Origin of the sequence: Streptomyces sp. NPDC048392 (genome assembly GCF_043200575.1) — a bacterium.
In the GTDB taxonomy this organism is placed as follows: domain Bacteria; phylum Actinomycetota; class Actinomycetes; order Streptomycetales; family Streptomycetaceae; genus Streptomyces.
In genome coordinates, this window is sequence record NZ_JBICYB010000012.1 from 66,784 (window position 1) to 85,573 (window position 18,790).

Below are 18,790 nucleotides of genomic sequence, written 5' to 3' on the forward strand. Positions count from 1 at the left end.
GGTCGCTCATGTGTCCAGCCCAGGCCGTCAGCCGCGGCCGTTCGCGGCGCCGATCAGGTCCGAGACCTTCACGAAGCGGTAGCCCCGACGGCGCAGCTCGGGCACGACCGCCCGTACCACCTCCTCGGTCACCGGGGCGGCGCTGCGCGTGCAGTGCATGACGACGACCGAACCCGGCCGCACCCCGTCGAGCACCTGCCGGGTCACCGCGTCGGCGTCCGTGGCGAAGGCGTCCCCGCTCACCACGTCCCACTGCACGGCGGTGACGCCGCTGGGGGTCAGCTCCTTCAGAGCGGCCTTGTCGTAACAGCCGCCGGGAAAACGGAAGTACGGCATCGGGTCCGGCACCCCGGCCTTCTCGAAGGCCCTGTACGCACGCTCCAGATCCGGCCGCATCCGCTCCCTGGACACGGTCGGCAGGCCGTAGCAGTCCTCGGTGTAGGCGTAGTGGCTGTAGGAGTGGTTGGCGATCTCGAACCGCGGGTCCCGGCCGAGGGAACGGGCCTCCTGCGGGTACTCCTCGGCCCAGCGGCCGGTCATGAACACCGTGGCCGGCACCTTCAGCTCGCGCAGCGTCGCGATCAGCGCGGGATTGTCGAACCGTTCGCCCGCCGCCGCCCGCGGCCCCTGGTCGGCGGTCATGTCGGCGTCGAAGGTGAGGGCGACCGTCCTGCCCTCCCCGCGGGAGCCGTGTTCGAAGACGGGGGTGAGACCCGCGGGCCCGGGGGCGAGGGTGGGCGTGGGCGTCCGGGAGGCGGAGGGGACGGGGGCCGAGGGCGCCGGGCGGGGGGCCTGCTCGGCGCCGGTGGTTCCGCAGGCGGCGAGTGCGGCGCCCAGGACACAGAGGGCGGTGGCGCGTCGTACGAGAGTGATCACCGTACGAACGTAGAAGTGGAATGTTCGGCTCGTATGACTGTGCGGAGGGACGTGCCGACCCGGTCACCCGCCCGGCTCACGCCCCCGGGTGTCAGATGTCCCGCTGCTCCAGCGGCTTCGTCGCCGGGCCCTCGAGCACCTTGCCGTCCGTGCCGAAGCGGGAACCGTGGCAGGGGCACTCCCAGGCGCGTTCGGCCGCGTTGAAGCCGACCAGACAGCCCAGGTGGGTACAGCGCGGTGAGACGGCGTGCAGCGTGCCCTCCTCGTCCCGGTAGACCGCGAGCCGGTCACCGCCCGCCCGGACCACCGCACCCTCGCCCGGGGGCAGCGCGTCCACCGGCGGGGCGGGCCGCAGCCGGTCGCCGACGAAGTGCCGGGCCACCTCGGCCTGCGTCTTGAGCAGCGCCGGTGCCTCGCGCACCGCCGTGAGCAGCCGGCGCGGGTCGTACAGCCCGCTCCACGCGCACTCCTCGCCGGCGATCTGCGCGGTGAGCAGCCGGCCCGCCATCATGCCGCCGCTCAGCCCCCAGCCGCCGAAGCCGGTGGCGACGTAGGCGTGCCGCGCGCCCGGGTGCAGCGGGCCGGCCATCGGCACGGTGTCGGTGGGGTCGATGTCCTGCGTGGCCCAGGCATGGGTGAGGTCGACGCCGGGGAAGTGCTCCGTCGCCCAGGCGGCCAGGCGGTCGAAGCGCTCGCGGGTGTCCCCCGTGCCGGGGGTGAAGTGCTCCCCGGTGACGACGAGCAGGCGGCGGTCCGCGTCCTCCAGGGGCGCCGTACGCACCGAGCGGGTGTTCTCCTCCGGCGTGATGTACATGCCGTCGACGTCCCGGTCCGCCTCGACGCTCCCCGCGACGACCAGCTCGCGGCGCGGGGAGAGACGGGTGAAGAGCAGCGCCCGGTCGAAGACCGGGTAATGCGTGGTGACCACCACGTCCCGGGCGGTGACCGTCGCTCCCGCCTCGGTCTTCACACGGCACGGCTCGCCCTCGTCCAGACCGTGGACGGTGGTGTCCTCGAAGATCCGCCCGCCGTGCGCCTCCAGGTCACCGGCGAGTGCCAGCAGGTACTTGCGGGGATGGAACTGGGCCTGCCCGGTCACCTTCACGGCGCCCGCCACCGGGAAGGGCAGCCCGGTCTCCGTCACGAACGACGCCGGCAGCCCCGCCTCCTCGGCCGCGGACGCCTCGGCCCGCAGCTCGTCGACGCGGCCCGGGTCGCGGACGTACGTGTACGCGTCGCGCGTCTCCCAGTCGCAGTCGATGCCCAGCTCGGCGACGATCCCGGCGGCGTGCTCGATCGCCTCGGACTGCGAGCGTGCGTACAGCCGGGCGCCCTCGGGGCCCCGGGTGCGGCGCAGCTTCTCGTAGATCAGGGTGTGCTGCACGGTCAGCTTGGCGCTGGTGTACCCGGTGACGCCGGCGGCGACCCGCCCGGCCTCCAGCACCGCCACACTGCGCCCGGCCCGCGCCAGCTCCCAGGCCGTGCTGAGCCCCGCGACACCCGCGCCGATCACGGCGACGTCGACATCGAGGTCTTCCGCGAGCGCGGGGCGGGGCGCGCCGCCCGGTGCCGTCTGAAGCCAGTACGAGCCGCTGACCTGCACGTTCTGAGTCATGCGGCCCGGGTACCCCATTGCTGTGGCTTCATGGACCGGGCGGCGCGCCCCCGCTACCGGCGCCAGGGGCCCGTCACCGCGAAGGTGGTGCCGGGCGTGTAGCAGTTGACGTACATCGTGTCGCCGTCCGGGGAGAAGGTGACGCCGGCGAACTCACCCCACTCGGGCTCCTCCTCCGTCCCGATGTTCTGGGCGCCGCGGGCCATCGCGTACACCTCGCCGCGCCGGGAGACGCCGAAGACGTGCTGCGCGCCGTTGCCGTCCTCGCAGACCATGAGGCCGCCGCTGGGCGCCAGACAGATGTTGTCCGGGGACTCGCCGGGCAGCTGCACGTCGGTGTCCGGGCCGAAGACGATCACCAGGGTGAGCCGGCGCCGCTCGGGGTCGTAGCGCCAGATCTGGCCGTAGTGGTCGGCGGCCGAGCCCTCGTCGCTGTGGGCGAAGGACGACACGAAGTACACGCTCCGCCCGCCCCAGTAGCAGCCCTCCAGCTTCTGCGCGTGGGTGATGCCGCCCCGGCCGAAGTCCTGGAAGCGGATCGGCGTCCCGGCGGCCAGCGGGTCGGGTACGTCCACCCACTCGATGTGGTCGAAGGCCGCGCCCGTCTCCTGGATCGAGGACAGGTCGGGCACGCCGGGCACGCGCATCGCCTGGAGCCGGCCGCCCGCACGCAGCGAGCCCCTGCCGCCCAGCGGTTTCTCGGGCAGGAACCGGTAGAAGAGGCCGAAGGGCCGGTCGAAGGCGTCCTCCGTCTCGTAGACGACGCCGCGCCGCGGGTCCACGGCGATCGCTTCGTGCTGGAAGCGGCCCATCGCGGTCAGCGGCACCGCGCCCGTGCGGTGCGGGTCGGCAGGATCGACCTCGAAGATGAAGCCGTGGTCCTTGGTGTAGCCGTTGGTCCCGGCCCGGTCCTCGGTCTCCTCGCAGGTCAGCCAGGTGTTCCAGGGAGTGTGCCCGCCCGCGCAGTTGACGGCCGTACCGGCGATCGCCACCCGTTCGGACAGCACGTGGTCGCGTGAGTCCAGCTCCAGCGCCGTACAGCCGCCCTTGCCCTCCGGGTCGTACGTCAGGCCCTTGACGGTGGGGACCGGTACGCGGGCGTCGGCGCGGTTCTCGTGGTTGCGGACGAGGCGGGTGTGGCCGTGTCTGCCGGGGAAGGCCGACATGCCGTCGTGGTTGGACGGCACCGGGCCCTCGCCGGAGCGCAGCCGGTCGCCCTCGCGGGACAGCACCCGGTAGCGGAAGCCCTCGGGCAGGTCGAGCAGCCCGTCGGGGTCGGGGACCAGGGGACCGTAGCCGGCGCGGCCGGGGGACTGGGCGGCGGCGGTGCCGGCGAAGAGTTCGGAGAGGGCGCCGGTGAAGGCGATGCCTGCACCCAGGGCTCCCGTACGGGCGAGCACCTGGCGTCGGGTTGCGGACATGGGGGTGACCTTCCTGCTGGCGGACAGGATCGCGACCCCGCCGTGTCTATCACCTGCCAGGAGTCCCGGGAACCACGCGGGTAGCTCGTGTCACCGCTCCACCGGGTGTTCCCGGGCCCTCTCCAGGAACCGCAGCAGCTCCACCGGGAAGGGCAGCACGAGGGTGGAGTTCTTCTCGGCGGCCACCGCCACCACCGTCTGGAGCAGTCGCAGTTGGAGGGCCGCGGGCGTCTCGGACATCTCCCGGGCCGCCTCGGCGAGCACCTTCGACGCCTGCAGTTCGGCGTCGGCGTTGATGACCCGGGCCCGCCGCTCCCGGTCGGCCTCGGCCTGGCGGGCCATCGAGCGTTTCATGGTGTCCGGCAGGGAGACGTCCTTGATCTCGACGCGGTCGATCTGCACGCCCCAGCCGACCGCCGGGCTGTCGATCATCAGCTCCAGCCCCTGGTTCAGCTTCTCCCGGTCGGACAGCAGGTCGTCCAGGTCGCTCTTGCCGATGATCGACCGGAGTGAGGTCTGGGCCATCTGCGAGACGGCGAAGCGGTAGTCCTCGACCCGGACCAGCGCGTTGGCCGCGTCGACCACCTTGAAGTACACGACGGCGTCCACCCGCACGGTGACGTTGTCGCGGGTGATGCCCTCCTGGGCGGGCACCGGCAGCGTGATGATCTGCATGTTCACCTTGTGCAGCCGGTCCACCAAGGGCACGATCATCGTGAACCCGGGACTGCGCGACTCACCCGCGAGCCGCCCGAGCCGGAACACCACCCCCCGCTCGTACTGCTTGACGACCCGCGCCGCCGCGGCGACGTAGAGGACGCCCGCGCCGCCGACGGCGGCAGCCGCGGTCACCAGCTCCTGGAGCATGGCGGCCTCCTCACTCGGAGGACGGTTTTCACCCTTTCTGTCACGATAGGCCCGCCGCCCGGTCCGGGGCCATGCCCCGGGCCGGGCGGCGGCACCCCAGCCGCTACACCCCCGACTTCTCCGGCTCCGTGAGCTTCACCGGGTCCGTGCCGGCGGCGCTGTGCCGCCCGGCCCAGTTCTCCAGAGCCGTGCGGCAGGCGTGGTCCAGGTGGTGCAGCCCGGACAGGTCCAGCTCGACCGGGCGGTCCTGCGGCAGCGCCTCCAGGCTCTCCAGCATCTTCGGGAGCCGCAGGAAGGTCGCGTTGCCCGTCAGATGGGCCTGGACAGGGCCCGCGCCCTTGTCGACGATCTCCAGCCTGAGGTGCGAGGCGTCCCAGGCGGCCTTGACCACGGACAGGGCCAGTCCGATCAGCACGCCCTCGAACATGTTGACCGCGACGATCGAGACGGCCGTGACCACCAGGATCAGCGCCTCGCCCCGGTGCCCCCGCCACAGCGACACGAGGCCGCGGAACGGGATCAGCTTCCAGCCCGCGTGGACCAGGACGCCGGCCAGCGCGGGCAGCGGTATCAGGGCCAGCGCGGAGGGCAGCAGCGTGGCGAACAGCAGCAGCCACACGCCGTGCAGCACCCGGGACGCCCTGGTCCGGGCGCCGGCGCCGACGTTGGCGGAACTGCGCACGATGACCGCGGTCATCGGCAGCGCGCCGAGCACACCGCACACCGTGTTGCCCGCGCCCTGCGCCATCAGCTCCTTGTCGTACTCGGTGCGCGGGCCGTCGTGCAGCCGGTCCACCGCCGCGGCGCTGAACAGGCTCTCGGCCGAGGCGATCAAGGTGAAGGCGACGATGGTGCCGAGGATGCCCACGTTCGCCAGCTCGCCGAACGCGTCGGCGCCGGGCGGCTGGACGGAGTCCAGCAGGCCGTTGACCTCGACCGTGGCGACCGGCAGACCCAGCGCCGCCGTGACCGCCGTGGCCAGTACCACCGCGGCCAGCGCGCCGGGCAGGGTCCGCGCCCGCTTCGGCAGCCGCTTCCACAGCACCAGCACGGCGACGGTGCCCGCACCGAGGGCGAGCGAGGTGAGCGCCTCGGTGCTGCCCAGCGCGCCGGCGGCGGCCCCGGGCAGCCCGGTGAGCTTGCCGATGCCGGAGGCGGGCGCCTCCAGACCGGCGGCCGGGTAGAGCTGGCCCGCGATGAGCACGAGGCCGATGCCGGCCAGCATGCCCTCGACGACCGACAGGGAGATCGCCCGGAACCAGCGCCCCAGCTTCAGGGCGCCCATCACGAGCTGGATGAGCCCGGCGGCGAGCACGAGCACGCCGAGCGCGGACAGTCCGTACCGGTCGACCGCGCCGAAGACCAGCACCGTCAGGCCGGCGGCCGGGCCGGAGACCTGGAGGCTGCTGCCCGGCAGGAATCCGGTGACCAGACCGCCCACGATGCCGGTGACCAGGCCGAGTTCGGCCGGCACCCCGGAGGCGACGGCCACGCCCACGCACAGCGGGAGCGCGACCAGGAACACGACGAACGAGGCGGTGAGATCCTGCCGCCAGTGCGGGAACCTCCGGTTCCGGCCGGCTATGAGGGGCATGCCGGCGCTCACAGGGTCTCGAACGTGTCGGTGGCCGCGCGGTACTGGCGCACGAGGCCGGTGTGGACCTCGTAGTACCAGCCGTGCAACCGCAGTCGGCCGTCCGCCAGCCGCTTCTCGACGCAGGGGTAGGAGCGCAGGCGCAGCAGTTGCGCGAGGACGTGGTGCCGCACGGCCCCGGCGACCGTCGGATCGGCCGGATCGCACGGCCCCGGCTCGTCGGCCGCTTGTGCCAGCCAGTCCCGCACGGCGGGTACGGCGGTGAGGTCGTCGTCGCGCACCAGCGCGCCGACGGCGCCGCAGTGCGAGTGACCGCAGACCACGACGTCGCCGACTCCGAGGACCTCGACGGCGTACTCGATGGTGGCCGCCTCGCCGGAGGGGTGCTCGGCGCCGTAGGGCGGGACGATGTTGCCCGCGGTGCGCAGCTCGAAGAGCTGGCCGGGCCGGGCGCCCGTGATCAGGGCCGGTACGACCCGGGAGTCGGAGCAGGTGATGAACAGGACTTCGGGCGACTGGCCTTCGGCGTGCCCGGCGAACTCCTCAGGGTGCTGTCCGAACATACGGGCGTTGTCGATGAGGGGTTGCATCATGATGCGGCATTCCTCCTGGCGCGCGGTGGGGGCGCGTCGGACGGGTGGAACAGAGGTGGGGGTGTACCGGTCGTCCGTCAGCAGCGGAAGACCTGAAGTGCCGCCGGGGAGCGGTCCGTCGCGGGTCTGGACCGGCGTGTCCCGGCCGCCGTGCCGGAGACACGGGGCTCGTCCGCGGCCGGGACACGCCGGTGCGGGAGCGGGCGCCGGGGTGGCTCGGGCTGGGGCGCGGCGGTGGTCCGGTGCCGGTCGCGGAGGCGCGCGGGACCGTGCGGGTTCCCGGACCGGGGGGTGGCGTGGCACGTGGCCCGCTCGTCGTGCGGCGCCGGGCCGGAGACGAGGATGTCCGGGTGGGCGTTGGCCATGACATCACGGCTCGTATGCGCGAAAGCGAAGGATACCGACGGAGCGAAGAGCTGGAGGGCCACCAGGACCGTGGCGAGGAGCGGAACCCGTGTCCGTGCCGTCGCGTCCCGGAACATACGCCCCCTCCAGGCAGTTCACGCCTTCGCCGTGTGCCGGTCCATGGTCGGCGCACGGTCATGACTTGACCAACGCAGGGTCAATGCGCGGTCAAGAACCACGTTAACCCTGCGGAGAGCTTTGCAGGGTTAACGTAGCGTTACGAGCTGAAGAGAGCCTGAAAATCGCGGGTGGGTTGGCGCGAACGGACCGTTCTCGGGGCGTGTCGAGCCGACTCGGAGCGCGCCGGACCCGGGGCGGGCCGGACCCGGGGCGGGCCGGACCCGGGGCGGGCCGGACTCAGGCGGTGTCGGTGAGGGGCGCCGCGTCCCGGGCCAGCGCGGTGAGCCGGGAGATCGCCCGGAAGTACTTCTTGCGGTACCCGCCCTCCAGCATCTCCTCGCTGAAGAGCCGGTCGAGGGGCTGCCCGGAGGCCAGGACGGGCACCTCGCGGTCGTAGAGCCGGTCGGCGAGCACCACGAGCCGCAGCGCGGTCGACTGGTCCGGCACCGGACGCACCCCGGTGAGGCACACCGCGGTGAGACCGTCGGTCAGGGCGCCGTAGCGGCTGGGGTGGACGCGGGCGAGGTGGTCGAGGAGGGCGGGGAAGCCGTCCAGGGAAGCACCCTCGGTCTCCCGTGCCGCGCGGGTCACCCGCTCGTCGGAGTACGGCGCCGGGGCCTCGGGCAGACCGCGGTGGCGGTAGTCGTCGCCGTCGATGCGCAGAGCGTGGAAGTGGGCGGACAGGCCCTGGATCTCCCGCATGAAGTCCGCCGCCGCGAACCGTCCCTCGCCGAGTTTGCCCGGCAGCGTGTTGGAGGTGGCGGCGAGCGCGACACCCGCCTCCACGAGCCGGGCGAGCAGGCTGGAGACGAGGACGGTGTCGCCCGGGTCGTCGAGTTCGAACTCGTCGATGCACAGGAGGCGGTGTCCGGACAGGGTCCGCACGGTCTGCTGGAAGCCGAGGGCGCCGACGAGGTTCGTGAGCTCCACGAAGGTGCCGAACGCCTTGCGGGAGGGTTCGGCGGGGGTGGCGTGCCACAGGGAGGCCAGCAGGTGGGTCTTGCCGACGCCGTAGCCGCCGTCGAGGTACACGCCGCGGGGCCCGGCCGGGGTCTTCGGCGCCCTGCGGCCGAACCCGAGGAAGCCGCGCCTGCCGCCGGACGCGCCGGGCGCCTCGCCCAGCCCGCCCGCGAAGTCCTCAAGCACCCGTACGGCCTCGCGCTGGCTGGGCTGGTCCGGGTCCGGGACGTACGTGCTGAAGCGGACCGAGTCGAAACGCGGCGGGGGCACCATCTCGGCCACCAGGTGGTCCGCGGGGACATGGGGCTCGCGGGCACACAGCGACAGCGGACCGGGAGCCGTCCCGGATATCGGGGCGGGGCCGGAGGCGGGGGAGGAGGACGACACGGTGGTCAATGGTAGGGCCTGTTCGGACGCCCTTGCCGCCGCGCGGGTGCGGGTGCGGGTGCGCTTGCGGGCGGCTGCGTGTGCGGGTCGGGCCCGGAGCCCGGAGTGCGGCACAGTCCCGCCGGACGAGGTGGCGTGGCCCGGCACCGCGGTGCGCTTCCCGCCGGAGGCCCGCCCCGGCCGACCGCTCCGACCGCTCCGCCCCGGCCGTCCGCTGCGCCCCGGACTCGCCGTGGCCTCGGACCGTGGTGGCCGTTGCTCCGCGAGCGCGGCGGGCGGGGAGGCGCGCGGTGCCGGCGGGCCGCGGAGGCCGGTCGCTGTCCGCGGTCGCGGTGGGTGACCGGGCGTGGTCGCCGGGGCGTCGGCCCGCGCGGTTCGGGGCGCCGGTGCGTGGAACACTGCACCGCATGCGACGTCTGTTCCCCGTGACCCCTGTGACCGATCGGACAGCCGGCCCGGGCCCCGACGGGACCGACCGGGAGTGGAGCCTGGCCGAGCTGGCCGCCGCCTACGCCTATCCCGAGCCGGACGGGCGACGGGAGCCGTGGCTGCGGGCCAACATGGTCTCCACCCTCGACGGTGCCGCGCAGCACGACGGCCGCTCCCAGCCCATCTCCAGCGCGGCCGACATGCGGGTCTTCGGCACCCTGCGCGCGCTGGCGGACGTGGTGATCGCCGGCGCCGAGACCGTACGGCAGGAGGGGTACCGCCCGGCTCGCGCGCGGGCGGAGTTCGCCGAGGCGCGACGGACCGCGGGCCAGGGTCCCGTGCCGGTCGTCGCGGTGGTCAGCGCGAGCCTCGAGCTGGACTTCTCCCTGCCGCTGTTCGCCTCGCCGCTCGTGCCCACCCTGATCCTGACCGGAGCCGCGGCGGCTCCGGGCCGGATCGCGGCCGCCGAGAAGGCCGGCGCCCGGGTGGTGACCGCGGGCGACGGCGTCGGTGTGGACCCCGCCCGGGCCCTGCGGGCGCTCGCCGGGCTCGGCCACACCAGGCTGCTGACCGAGGGCGGTCCCCGGCTGCTGGGGCAGTTCGTCACGGCCGGCGTGCTCGACGAGCTGTGCCTGACCGTCTCCCCGCTGCTGACCGCGGGGGACGCGCAGCGGATCGCGGGCGGACCCGCGGTCGAGGTTCCGCGACGGTTCGCACTGGCGTCCCTGTTGGAGGAGGAAGGTTTCCTCTTCAGCCGGTACCAGCGCGACCAGGGCGTTGCCGGGCCCCGGTGAGCGACGGCGAGCGGACACGGGTCCGGTTGTCGCCGCACATCCGGGAATCGACGGAATCTTCCGTTCCGCTTAGTCCGCGCCGGGCACACTGAATCCGGCAGTACCCGTGCGATCACGGGGCAGGATGGTTTCCGCAGGGTCCGGTACGGCCTACGGAGGGTGGGCCCACGGGCCCTAGAAGGAGAAGGGGCGCCTGGTGTTCACAAGCGTTTTGATGATTGAGAAGGCCCTGACGTCCGCCGACGTGGAGTTCGTCACCACCTTGCACGGGGATGAGCGGGTCGCCTTCCACGTGCTGCTCCAGCCGCGCGGCGATCAGGCGGACCGCCTGCTGCGGGCCATCGACGACGTCGCGCTCGGCGAGCTCGACGACGCCGTGCGGGAGGGGGAGACCCCGGAGGGCCGGGAGGCGCAGAGCGTCGGAGAGCGGGCCCTGGAGGTGTCCCTCACCGCCCTGCGCGCGTCCGGTGCCCGGGCCGAGGGGCGGCTGATCGAGAACCACCCGCTGGAGGAGCTGAAGGCCCTGGTCATGGAGATCGCGGCCGACGAGGTGATCGTCCTGACCGACCCCCACTACGTGGAGGAGTTCTTCCACCGGGACTGGGCCTCGCGGGCCCGGCACAAGGTCGGCGTACCGGTCCTGAAACTCTTCTCCCACAGCAAGGCATAGGCTGGTGCCGCGCCCCCGCCGAGGGGGCGCGTCCATCAGCGGACCACCTCTCGCACCACCCGTCGCACCCCTGGGGAGAACAGCGCATGGCACCCGGCCTTCCTACCGCCATGGCCCGACCGCACTTCATCGGCATCGGCGGCGCCGGAATGTCGGGCATCGCCAAGATCCTGGCCCAGCGCGGTGCCGCGGTGGGGGGCAGCGACGCCAAGGAGTCCGCGACCGCCGAGGCGCTGCGCGCGCTGGGCGTCAGCGTGCACATCGGCCACGCGGCGGAGCACCTCGCCGACGACGCGAGCTGTGTGGTCGTCTCGTCGGCGATCCGCGAGGACAACCCGGAGCTGGCCCGCGCCGCCGAACTGGGCGTCCCGGTCGTGCACCGCTCCGACGCGCTCGCCGCCCTGATGGACGGCCTGCGCCCGATCGCGGTGGCCGGCACGCACGGCAAGACCACCACCACCTCGATGCTGGCGGTCTCCCTGTCCGAGCTGGGTCTGGACCCGTCGTACGCGATCGGCGGCGACCTGGACGCGCCGGGCTCCAACGCCCTGCACGGCGGCGGGGAGATCTTCGTCGCCGAGGCGGACGAAAGCGACCGCAGCTTCCACAAGTACGCCCCCGAGGTCGCCGTCGTCCTCAACGTCGAGCTGGACCACCACGCCAACTACGCGTCGATGGACGAGATCTACGAGTCCTTCGAGACCTTCGCCGCCAGGATCGTCCCCGGCGGCACCCTGGTGATCGCCGCCGACCACGAGGGCGCCCGGGAGCTGACCCGACGGCTGGCCGGCAAGGTGCGGACGGTGACGTACGGGGAGTCCGAGGACGCCGACGTGCGCATCCGGTCGGTCGTCCCGCAGGGCCTCAAGAGCGAGGTCACCGTGGTCATGGACGGCGCCGAGCTGACCTTCGCGGTCTCCGTCCCCGGCCGCCACTACGCCCACAACGCGGTCGCCGCCCTCGCCGCGGGCGCGGCCCTGGGCGTCCCCGCCACCGAGCTGGCCCCCGCGCTGGCCGCGTACACGGGCGTCAAGCGGCGTCTCCAGCTCAAGGGCGAGGCGGCCGGTGTCCAGGTCGTCGACTCCTACGCGCACCACCCCACCGAGATGGCCGCCGACCTGGAGGCCATGCGCGCCGCCGTGGGCGACGCACGCATCCTGGTCCTCTTCCAGCCGCACCTCTTCTCCCGCACCCAGGAACTGGGCAAGGAGATGGGCGACGCGCTGGCCCTCGCGGACGCGTCCGTCGTCCTCGACATCTACCCGGCCCGCGAGGACCCGATCCCGGGCATCACCAGCGACCTGATCGTCGAGGCCGCCCGGGCCGCGGGCGCGGACGTCACACCGGTGCGCGAGAAGAGCGAGGCGCCCGCGGCGGTCGCGGGAATGGCGAAGGCCGGTGATCTCGTTCTCACCATGGGCGCGGGCGACGTCACGGACCTCGGACCGCGCATCCTCGACCAGCTTTCCAGCACGGACGCGAACAGGTAAGGGGCTGAGACTCATGTCGTACGACGTCGAGAAGCCGGACGAGCAGTGGCGGGCGGAGCTGGCCCCGGCGGAGTACGCCGTCCTGCGCCAGGCCGCCACGGAGCCGGCCTTCACCGGTGAGTACACCGACACCAAGACCCAGGGCGTCTACTCCTGCCGTGCCTGCGGTGCGGAGCTGTTCACCTCCACGACCAAGTTCGAGTCGCACTGCGGCTGGCCGTCCTTCTACGACCCGAAGGACACCGACGCGGTCGAGCTGATCGAGGACCGCTCCCACGGGATGGTCCGCACCGAGGTGCGCTGCGCCCGCTGCGGGTCGCACCTCGGGCACGTGTTCAAGGGCGAGGGGTACGCCACCCCGACCGACCAGCGGTACTGCATCAACAGCGTCTCGCTGCGGCTGGAGCCCGCGGAGGGCACCGCGGGCTGATACAGCCGCTCACCGGCCGGCCGGGAGCGTCACGGTGAACACCGTCGCCCCCGGCTCGTCGCCCACCCCGATGGTGCCGCCGTGCGCCCGCACCAGCGAAGCCGCGACCGACAGGCCCAGGCCGCTGCCGCCCCGGTCGCGGCCGCGGGCCTTGTCGACGCGGTAGAACCGGTCGAAGATCCGTTCCCGGTCGGCCGCCGGAATGCCGGGGCCCGTGTCGGCGACCGACACCCGGGCCGCCCCGGACGTGGCGGAGACCGTGACCGAGACCCTGGTGCCCGGCGGGGTGTGCACGGCCGCGTTGGCGAGCAGGTTGTCGAGCACCTGCCGGATCCGCTGCGGGTCCATGCGCAGCCGCACCGCCGCAGGCCCGGCCGTCACCGTCAGCGGATGGTCCGGGCGACCGGCGCGGAAGGCGTCGGCCGCCTGCCGCACCACCTCCGTCAGATCCGCCTCCTCCCACCGCAGCGGCGCCTCCACCTCGTCCGCGTCCAGCCGGGCGAGCAGCAGCAGGTCGTCCAGGAGCACCCCCATCCGGGCCGCCTCGGCGCGCAGCCGGGCCAGATGCCGCTCCCGTTCCCGGGGCGCGTTGGCCGCCGCGTACTGGAAGAGGTCGGCGTAGCCCCGTACGGACATCAGCGGGGTGCGCAGCTCGTGCGAGGCGTCCGCGACGAACCGGCGCAGCCGCTGCTCGGCCCGGGCACGCACCGCAAGCGACGCGTCGATGTGCTCCAGCATCGCGTTGAACGCGGTCCGCAGTTCCGCCACCTCCCGCCCGCCGTCCCGTCCGTCGGCCCGCAGCGGCAGCCGGGCGGCGGACTCCGTCAGGTCGTGCGAGGCGATGCCGTGCGCCGTGCTCGCCATGTCGCTCAGCGGCTTCAGCCCGCGCCGCAGCATCCGGCGCCCGAACACCACCAGGGCCAGCAGCGCCAGCCCGAAGGCGACGACCTGCACCGTGATCAGCTGCTCCACGGTGTCCTCGACATCGCCCAGGGGCGCCGCGCTGACCAGCACCACCCCGGGCTCGACCTCGCAGGCCCGCAGCAGATAGGGACCGTGTCCGCCGATCCGCACCGTGCGGGTGAGGTCCTCCTCCGAGCGGGCCATCGTCCGCGCCAGAGCGGTCAGCGCGGCGCTGTCCGCCGGCACCTCGGCGGGAGTGCGCAGGTCCGCCGAGGTGCCGGAGACGTCGTACACGGCCGTGTACCAGCCGTAATAGGGCTTGCGCCGTACCGTGCCGTGCGCCGCCGCGTCCTTGGACTGCACGACCTGCACCAGTTTCATCTGGTCGACGAGCTGCCGTTCCAGATAGTCCCGCATGTACGCGGTCAGCACCGTGCCGACCACGGCGAACACCACCAGGGACAGCATCCCCAGGCCCAGCGTCAGCCGGGTGCCCAGCCGCAGGCCGCGGTAGGCGCGCCACCACCGTCGTATCACCCGGCCGCCCGCCGGATCGCGTAGCCGAAGCCCCGCACCGTCTGGATCAGCGGCTCATCCGTGCCGTCCGTGCCCTGCGCGCGGTTCGCGTCGTCCAGTTTGCGGCGCAGCCGGCTGACGACCAGCTCCACGACGTTGGACCGGCCGCCGAAGCCGTACTCCCACACGTGGTCGAGGATCTGAGCCTTGGTCAGCACGGTCGGCGACTTGCGCATCAGGTAGCGCAGCACCTCGTACTCGGTCGGCGTCAGTGACAGCCGCCGTCCGCCGCGGCGCACCTCACGGGTGTCCTCGTCCATCGCCAGGTCCGCCACCCGCAGCACCGACCGCGGGTAGCCCGGCCCGGCGCCGCGCCGCAGCACGGTGCGGAGCCGGGCCATCAGCTCCTCCACCGCGAACGGTTTGACCAGGTAGTCGTCCCCGCCCCGGGTCAGCCCCGCCACCCGGTCGGCCACGCCGTCACGCGCGGTGAGGAACACCACAGGCACCGTCGTGCCCGCGCCGCGCAGCCGGTCAAGGACCCCGAAGCCGTCGACGTCGGGCAGCATCAGGTCGAGCACCACGATGTCCGGACGGAACCCCGCGGCCAGCCGCAGCGCCTGTTCGCCGGAGTTCGCGGTGACCGCCTCCCAGCCCTCGTAGCGGGCGACCGTGGCCACGAGGTCGGCGATGGGCGGGTCGTCGTCCACCACGAGGAGTCGCACTTTTTCCACCCGCTCATACTGCGCCACCGGCCGCCCGCACCCCAGAGCGCGGAGACCGCCGTACCGGAATCGACAGGTGTTTGAAAGCCTCCCGACAGGAAAACGACAGGTCCGGCACGGCACCGGCGGCGCGCGGCCGGGCACGGCGGTCGTGCCCCGACGACGCACACCGGGCGACCGGCGGCCGGACCGCGAGGTGTGCGCCGTGGACGCGCGGCGACGGCGGCCAGGACACCGGCGCCACCGGTCGCCGCGGCCGCGCCACAGCGCGGCAGGACGCCCGTGTGAACGCCCGAGCAGGGGGAAGGAGTCGCCCCGGAGCGGCGAGCCCCGCGGTTCAGCCGTCTACACTCGACCGGCGACGGCCCCACCGACCGCGGCCGGAGCGGGCAGCTTCTGCCAGACCCGAAGGGCATTCGGCGTTTTGATACGGATGGAATCAGTCACCAAGCGGTACCCGGACGGCACCGTGGCGGTCGACCGGCTGTCGCTGGAGATACCCGACCGCGCGATCACGGTCCTCGTCGGTCCCTCGGGCTGCGGCAAGACGACGACCCTGCGGATGATCAACAGAATGGTCGAGCCCTCCGAGGGGACGATCCTGCTCGACGGCGAGGACCTGCAGCAGCAGCCCGTCACGACGCTGCGCCGCTCGATGGGGTACGTCATCCAGAACGCCGGGCTCTTCCAGCACCGGACGATCATCGACAACATCGCCACCGTGCCCCGCATGACCGGCTGGGGCAGGCAGAAGTCCCGCGAGCGGGCCGCGGAGCTGATGGAACGGGTCGGGCTCGACGCCTCCCTCGGCAAGCGGTACCCGTACCAGCTCTCCGGCGGCCAGCAGCAGCGCGTCGGCGTGGCGCGGGCGCTCGCCGCCGATCCGCCGGTGCTGCTCATGGACGAGCCGTTCTCCGCGGTCGACCCCGTGGTCCGCAAGGGACTGCAGGACGAGCTTTTGCGCATTCAGGACGAACTGGGCAAGACCATCGTCTTCGTCACGCACGACATCGACGAGGCGATCAAGCTGGGCACCATGGTCGCCGTGATGCGCACCGGCGGCCGGCTCGCCCAGTTCGCGCCGCCCGCCGAGCTGCTGTCCGACCCCGCGGACGCCTTCGTCGAGGACTTCCTCGGCGCCGACCGCGGCATCCGGCGGCTCTCCTTCTTCCCTTCCGCAGACCTCGAGCTGACCACCGGCCCGGTCGTACGCGCCGACGCCGGAGCCGAGCGGCTCGCCGCCGCCACCGACGCTCCCCACCTGCTGGTGACCGACGCGGACGACCGGCCGCTGGGCTGGGCCGAGCCGGGGGACCTGACCGCGGGGGACGTCGTGCCCGAGCGCCTGCTGTCCTACGGGCGGCCGTTCGTACCCGGCACCGACTCGCTGCGGGCCGCCCTCGACTGCGCCGTGCTCTCGCCCACCGGCTGGGCCGTCGCCGTGGACGCCGACGGCCGGGTGACCGGCGTCGCCTCGCAGCAGACCATAGGCGAGGCCATCCGCACCGCCCACGGTGCGGACAGCGCCGGTGACGCGGCGGCCGCCGCCGAGGCCGCCGACACCACCAAGGTCGCCCCGTGAACGGCTTCTTCGACATCCCGAGCGACCTCGACAACACCTACTTCGGCCTGATCGTCCTGCATCTGCGCGAGGCGCTGCTGCCGGTCCTGGCCGGACTGCTCGCCGCGCTGCCCGTCGCGCAGCTCTGCGTGCGGTTCCGCTGGCTGTACCCGCCGGTGCTCGGGGTGACCACCGTCTTCTACGCCATCCCGTCACTGGCCGTCTTCGTGGTCCTGATCGACTACACCGGCCAGACCGAGCTGACCGTGATGATCCCGCTGGCCGTCTACAGTCTGGTGGTGCTCGTCCCGGCGATCGTCGACGGCGTCCGGTCGGTGCCCGAAGAGACCCTGGCCGCGTCCACCGCCATGGGCTTCGGGCCCATACGGCGCTACCTCCAGGTGCAGTTGCCCATCGCCGTGCCCGCGATCCTCGCCGGGCTGAGGGTGGCCGTGTCGGCGAGCATCTCCCTGGTCAGCGTCGGCGCCCTCATCGGCAACCAGGGCGCCCTCGGCAACCTGCTCGCGGACGCCCAGAAGTACGGGCGGCCCGAGCTGGCGGTCAACTCCGTCCTGACGACCGCCGTACTGGCCGTCCTGTGCGACGCGCTGCTCGTCCTGGTCCGCAACCTGCTGACGCCGTGGATGCCGCGCGGCAGGCGCCCCAGGGGGAGCGCCGCCGAGCGGCGGGAGCGGCCCGGACCGCGGGAGGCGGCGGCCCGGTGAACGTCCTCCACTTCGTCAACGCCTTCTTCAGCGACAGCGCCCACTGGCACGGCTACGACGGCATCCCGCAACGGCTGCTCGAACACGTCCAGTACACGCTGATGGCGCTGGGCCTCGCCGCCGTGATCGGGCTGCCCGTCGGGCTGCTGACCGGGCACACCGGACGGGGCGGCAACGCCGTGGCCTTCGTCGCCACCGCCGCCCGCGCCCTGCCCAGCTTCGGACTGCTGGTGCTGATCGCCGTCGTCGTCGGCATCGGCCTGCTGCCCGTGATGGTGCCGCTCGTCGTGCTCGCCGTCCCACCGATCCTCGTGACCACCTACGAGGCGGTCCGCTCGGTCGACCCCTCCCCGGTGGACGCGGCGCGGGGCATGGGCATGCACGAGTCGAGCATCCTGTTCCGGGTCGAGCTCCCCGTCGCCCTCCCGCTCGTCCTCAGCGGACTGCGTTCGGCGGCCATCCAGGTCGTCTCGACGGCGACCATCGCCGCGTACGTCAGCCTCGGCGGAATCGGCCGCTACATCATCGACGGCCTCTACCAGCGCGACTACGAGAAGGTGGTCGGCGGCGCCACACTGGTGGCCGTCCTGGCCCTCGTCACCCTCGCTCTCTTCTGGGCGGTGGGACGGTTCGCGGTGTCGCCGGGGGTGCGCAGGCGCTGAAAGGCACACGATGGCGGTGAAAACGTAACCAGGCCGTTCTTGACTGACCGGCAAGTGGCTCGTTTGGATCGACGGATGACATTCACCGCGAAGAGCAGCAGGTCCAGGACCAGGCACACCGGCGCGGCGGCCCTCGCGCTCACCGCCGCGGCGGCGCTGCTCGCGGGCTGTTCCTCCGACTCCGGCGACTCCTCCGACCCCCTGGCGGGCGACAAGGCGGAGGCCGGCACCGTCGTCGTCGGCTCGAACAACTTCGCCGAGAGCACCCTGCTCGCCGACATCTACGGCGAGGCGCTCAAGGCCAAGGGCCTCAAGGTCACCTACAAGCACAACATCGGCAGTCGGGAGACGACGTACGGCCTGATGAAGAACGGCTCCGTCACGGTGCTGCCGGAGTACAACGGCTCACTGCTGGCCTACCTCGACCCCGATGCCGAGCAGAAGTCCGCCGAGGCGGTGAACGAGGCGGCGAAGGCCAAGCTCGACAAGAAGCTGACGCTGCTCCAGTCGTCCCCGGCCCAGGACAAGGACTCGGTGAGCGTCAACGCCGAGACCGCGAAGAAGTACGGTCTCACCGCCGAGTCGACCCTCGCCGACCTCAAGGAAGCGGCGCCGGACCTCGTGATCGGCGGGTCGCCCGAGTTCCAGACCCGGCAGCAGGGCCTCAAGGGCCTGGAGTCGGTGTACGGCCTGAAGTTCAAGTCCTTCAAGGCGCTCGACGCGGGCGGTCCGCTGACCCAGTCGGCGCTGACCAAGAACACCGTGCAGGCGGCGGACGTCTTCACCACCGACCCCACGATCATCAAGGAGAAGTTCGTCGTCCTGAAGGACCCGGAGAGCCTCTTCGGCTACGCGAACGTCACCCCGCTGGTCAACAAGGACGGGCTGTCGAAGGAGGGCGTGACCGCGCTCAACACGGTCTCCGCCAAGCTGGACACCGAGACGCTCCTCGACCTGGACGCACAGGTGCAGCTGGACAAGAAGGACCCGCTGGACGTGGCCAAGGCATGGCTGGAGTCCGCGGGCCTGGTCTGACGGGGGCCGCGG

At 72.8% G+C, this 18,790-nt stretch carries 18 protein-coding genes; 8 read left to right on the forward strand and 10 right to left on the reverse strand.

Annotated features, from left to right (window positions below; translation table 11 throughout):
- Positions 1–27: 27 nt before the first annotated feature.
- The 8 genes from ACGFYH_RS18180 to zapE form a co-directional block, all read right to left on the reverse strand.
- Positions 28–876 (reverse strand): polysaccharide deacetylase family protein, encoded by an 849-nt coding sequence (locus ACGFYH_RS18180; RefSeq protein WP_393804128.1) that lies wholly within the window; start codon positions 874–876, stop codon positions 28–30.
- Positions 877–967: 91 nt separating this feature from the next.
- Positions 968–2,491, reverse strand: coding sequence for an FAD-dependent oxidoreductase (locus ACGFYH_RS18185; protein ID WP_393804129.1), 1,524 nt, complete (start codon positions 2,489–2,491; stop codon positions 968–970).
- Between the two features lie 53 nt (positions 2,492–2,544).
- Positions 2,545–3,912: a PhoX family protein gene (locus ACGFYH_RS18190; RefSeq protein ID WP_393804130.1), complete on the reverse strand. Its 1,368-nt coding sequence runs from the start codon at positions 3,910–3,912 to the stop codon at positions 2,545–2,547.
- Positions 3,913–4,002: 90 nt separating this feature from the next.
- Positions 4,003–4,779, reverse strand: coding sequence for a slipin family protein (locus tag ACGFYH_RS18195; protein WP_393804131.1), 777 nt, complete (start codon positions 4,777–4,779; stop codon positions 4,003–4,005).
- A 103-nt stretch (positions 4,780–4,882) separates the two neighbouring features.
- Entirely contained in the window at positions 4,883–6,373 is a 1,491-nt protein-coding gene (locus tag ACGFYH_RS18200; RefSeq protein ID WP_393804132.1) for a SulP family inorganic anion transporter, read from the reverse strand.
- A gap of 8 nt (positions 6,374–6,381) precedes the next feature.
- Entirely contained in the window at positions 6,382–6,963 is a 582-nt protein-coding gene (locus ACGFYH_RS18205) for a carbonic anhydrase (RefSeq protein ID WP_393804245.1), read from the reverse strand.
- Between the two features lie 80 nt (positions 6,964–7,043).
- On the reverse strand, positions 7,044–7,448 hold the full coding sequence (locus tag ACGFYH_RS18210; protein WP_393804133.1) for a hypothetical protein: 405 nt from the start codon (positions 7,446–7,448) through the stop codon (positions 7,044–7,046).
- Positions 7,449–7,728: 280 nt separating this feature from the next.
- Positions 7,729–8,838, reverse strand: coding sequence for a cell division protein ZapE (zapE, locus tag ACGFYH_RS18215; RefSeq protein ID WP_393804134.1), 1,110 nt, complete (start codon positions 8,836–8,838; stop codon positions 7,729–7,731).
- Positions 8,839–9,245: 407 nt separating this feature from the next.
- Here zapE and ACGFYH_RS18220 point away from each other — a divergent pair, with 407 nt between their 5' ends.
- The 4 genes from ACGFYH_RS18220 (at position 9,246) to msrB (ending at position 12,651) form a co-directional block, all read left to right on the forward strand.
- Positions 9,246–10,061 carry a pyrimidine reductase family protein gene (locus ACGFYH_RS18220; protein ID WP_393804135.1) on the forward strand — a complete coding sequence of 272 codons (816 nt, stop codon included), beginning with the start codon at positions 9,246–9,248 and terminating at the stop codon, positions 10,059–10,061.
- Positions 10,062–10,257: 196 nt separating this feature from the next.
- The gene (locus tag ACGFYH_RS18225) at positions 10,258–10,731 is read left to right on the forward strand and encodes an indole-3-glycerol phosphate synthase (RefSeq protein ID WP_393804136.1); all 474 of its coding nucleotides are present in this window, start codon (positions 10,258–10,260) and stop codon (positions 10,729–10,731) included.
- An 86-nt stretch (positions 10,732–10,817) separates the two neighbouring features.
- A complete protein-coding gene (gene murC / locus ACGFYH_RS18230) occupies positions 10,818–12,221 on the forward strand; it encodes a UDP-N-acetylmuramate--L-alanine ligase (protein ID WP_393804137.1) in 1,404 nt (467 codons plus the stop codon).
- 13 nt (positions 12,222–12,234) lie between these two features.
- The gene (gene msrB / locus ACGFYH_RS18235; protein ID WP_393804138.1) at positions 12,235–12,651 is read left to right on the forward strand and encodes a peptide-methionine (R)-S-oxide reductase MsrB; all 417 of its coding nucleotides are present in this window, start codon (positions 12,235–12,237) and stop codon (positions 12,649–12,651) included.
- Positions 12,652–12,660: 9 nt separating this feature from the next.
- Here the strand turns inward: msrB and ACGFYH_RS18240 are convergent, their stop codons facing one another.
- Both ACGFYH_RS18240 and ACGFYH_RS18245 read right to left on the reverse strand, forming a co-directional pair.
- Positions 12,661–14,091 carry a sensor histidine kinase gene (locus ACGFYH_RS18240; RefSeq protein ID WP_393804139.1) on the reverse strand — a complete coding sequence of 477 codons (1,431 nt, stop codon included), beginning with the start codon at positions 14,089–14,091 and terminating at the stop codon, positions 12,661–12,663.
- Entirely contained in the window at positions 14,088–14,804 is a 717-nt protein-coding gene (locus ACGFYH_RS18245) for a response regulator transcription factor (protein ID WP_393804140.1), read from the reverse strand. The genes ACGFYH_RS18240 and ACGFYH_RS18245 overlap by 4 nt, the downstream gene beginning before the upstream one ends.
- A gap of 415 nt (positions 14,805–15,219) precedes the next feature.
- Here ACGFYH_RS18245 and ACGFYH_RS18250 point away from each other — a divergent pair, with 415 nt between their 5' ends.
- The 4 genes from ACGFYH_RS18250 to ACGFYH_RS18265 all read left to right on the forward strand — a co-directional run bounded on the left by ACGFYH_RS18250 (position 15,220) and on the right by ACGFYH_RS18265 (position 18,778).
- Complete coding sequence (locus ACGFYH_RS18250) at positions 15,220–16,377, forward strand: ABC transporter ATP-binding protein (RefSeq protein WP_393804141.1); 1,158 nt, start codon at positions 15,220–15,222, stop codon at positions 16,375–16,377.
- Positions 16,374–17,081: an ABC transporter permease gene (locus ACGFYH_RS18255; RefSeq protein WP_393804142.1), complete on the forward strand. Its 708-nt coding sequence runs from the start codon at positions 16,374–16,376 to the stop codon at positions 17,079–17,081. The genes ACGFYH_RS18250 and ACGFYH_RS18255 overlap by 4 nt, the downstream gene beginning before the upstream one ends.
- Positions 17,078–17,743 (forward strand): ABC transporter permease, encoded by a 666-nt coding sequence (locus ACGFYH_RS18260; protein WP_393804143.1) that lies wholly within the window; start codon positions 17,078–17,080, stop codon positions 17,741–17,743. The genes ACGFYH_RS18255 and ACGFYH_RS18260 overlap by 4 nt, the downstream gene beginning before the upstream one ends.
- Positions 17,744–17,818: 75 nt before the next feature.
- Entirely contained in the window at positions 17,819–18,778 is a 960-nt protein-coding gene (locus ACGFYH_RS18265) for an ABC transporter substrate-binding protein (RefSeq protein WP_393804144.1), read from the forward strand.
- Positions 18,779–18,790 lie beyond the last annotated feature (12 nt).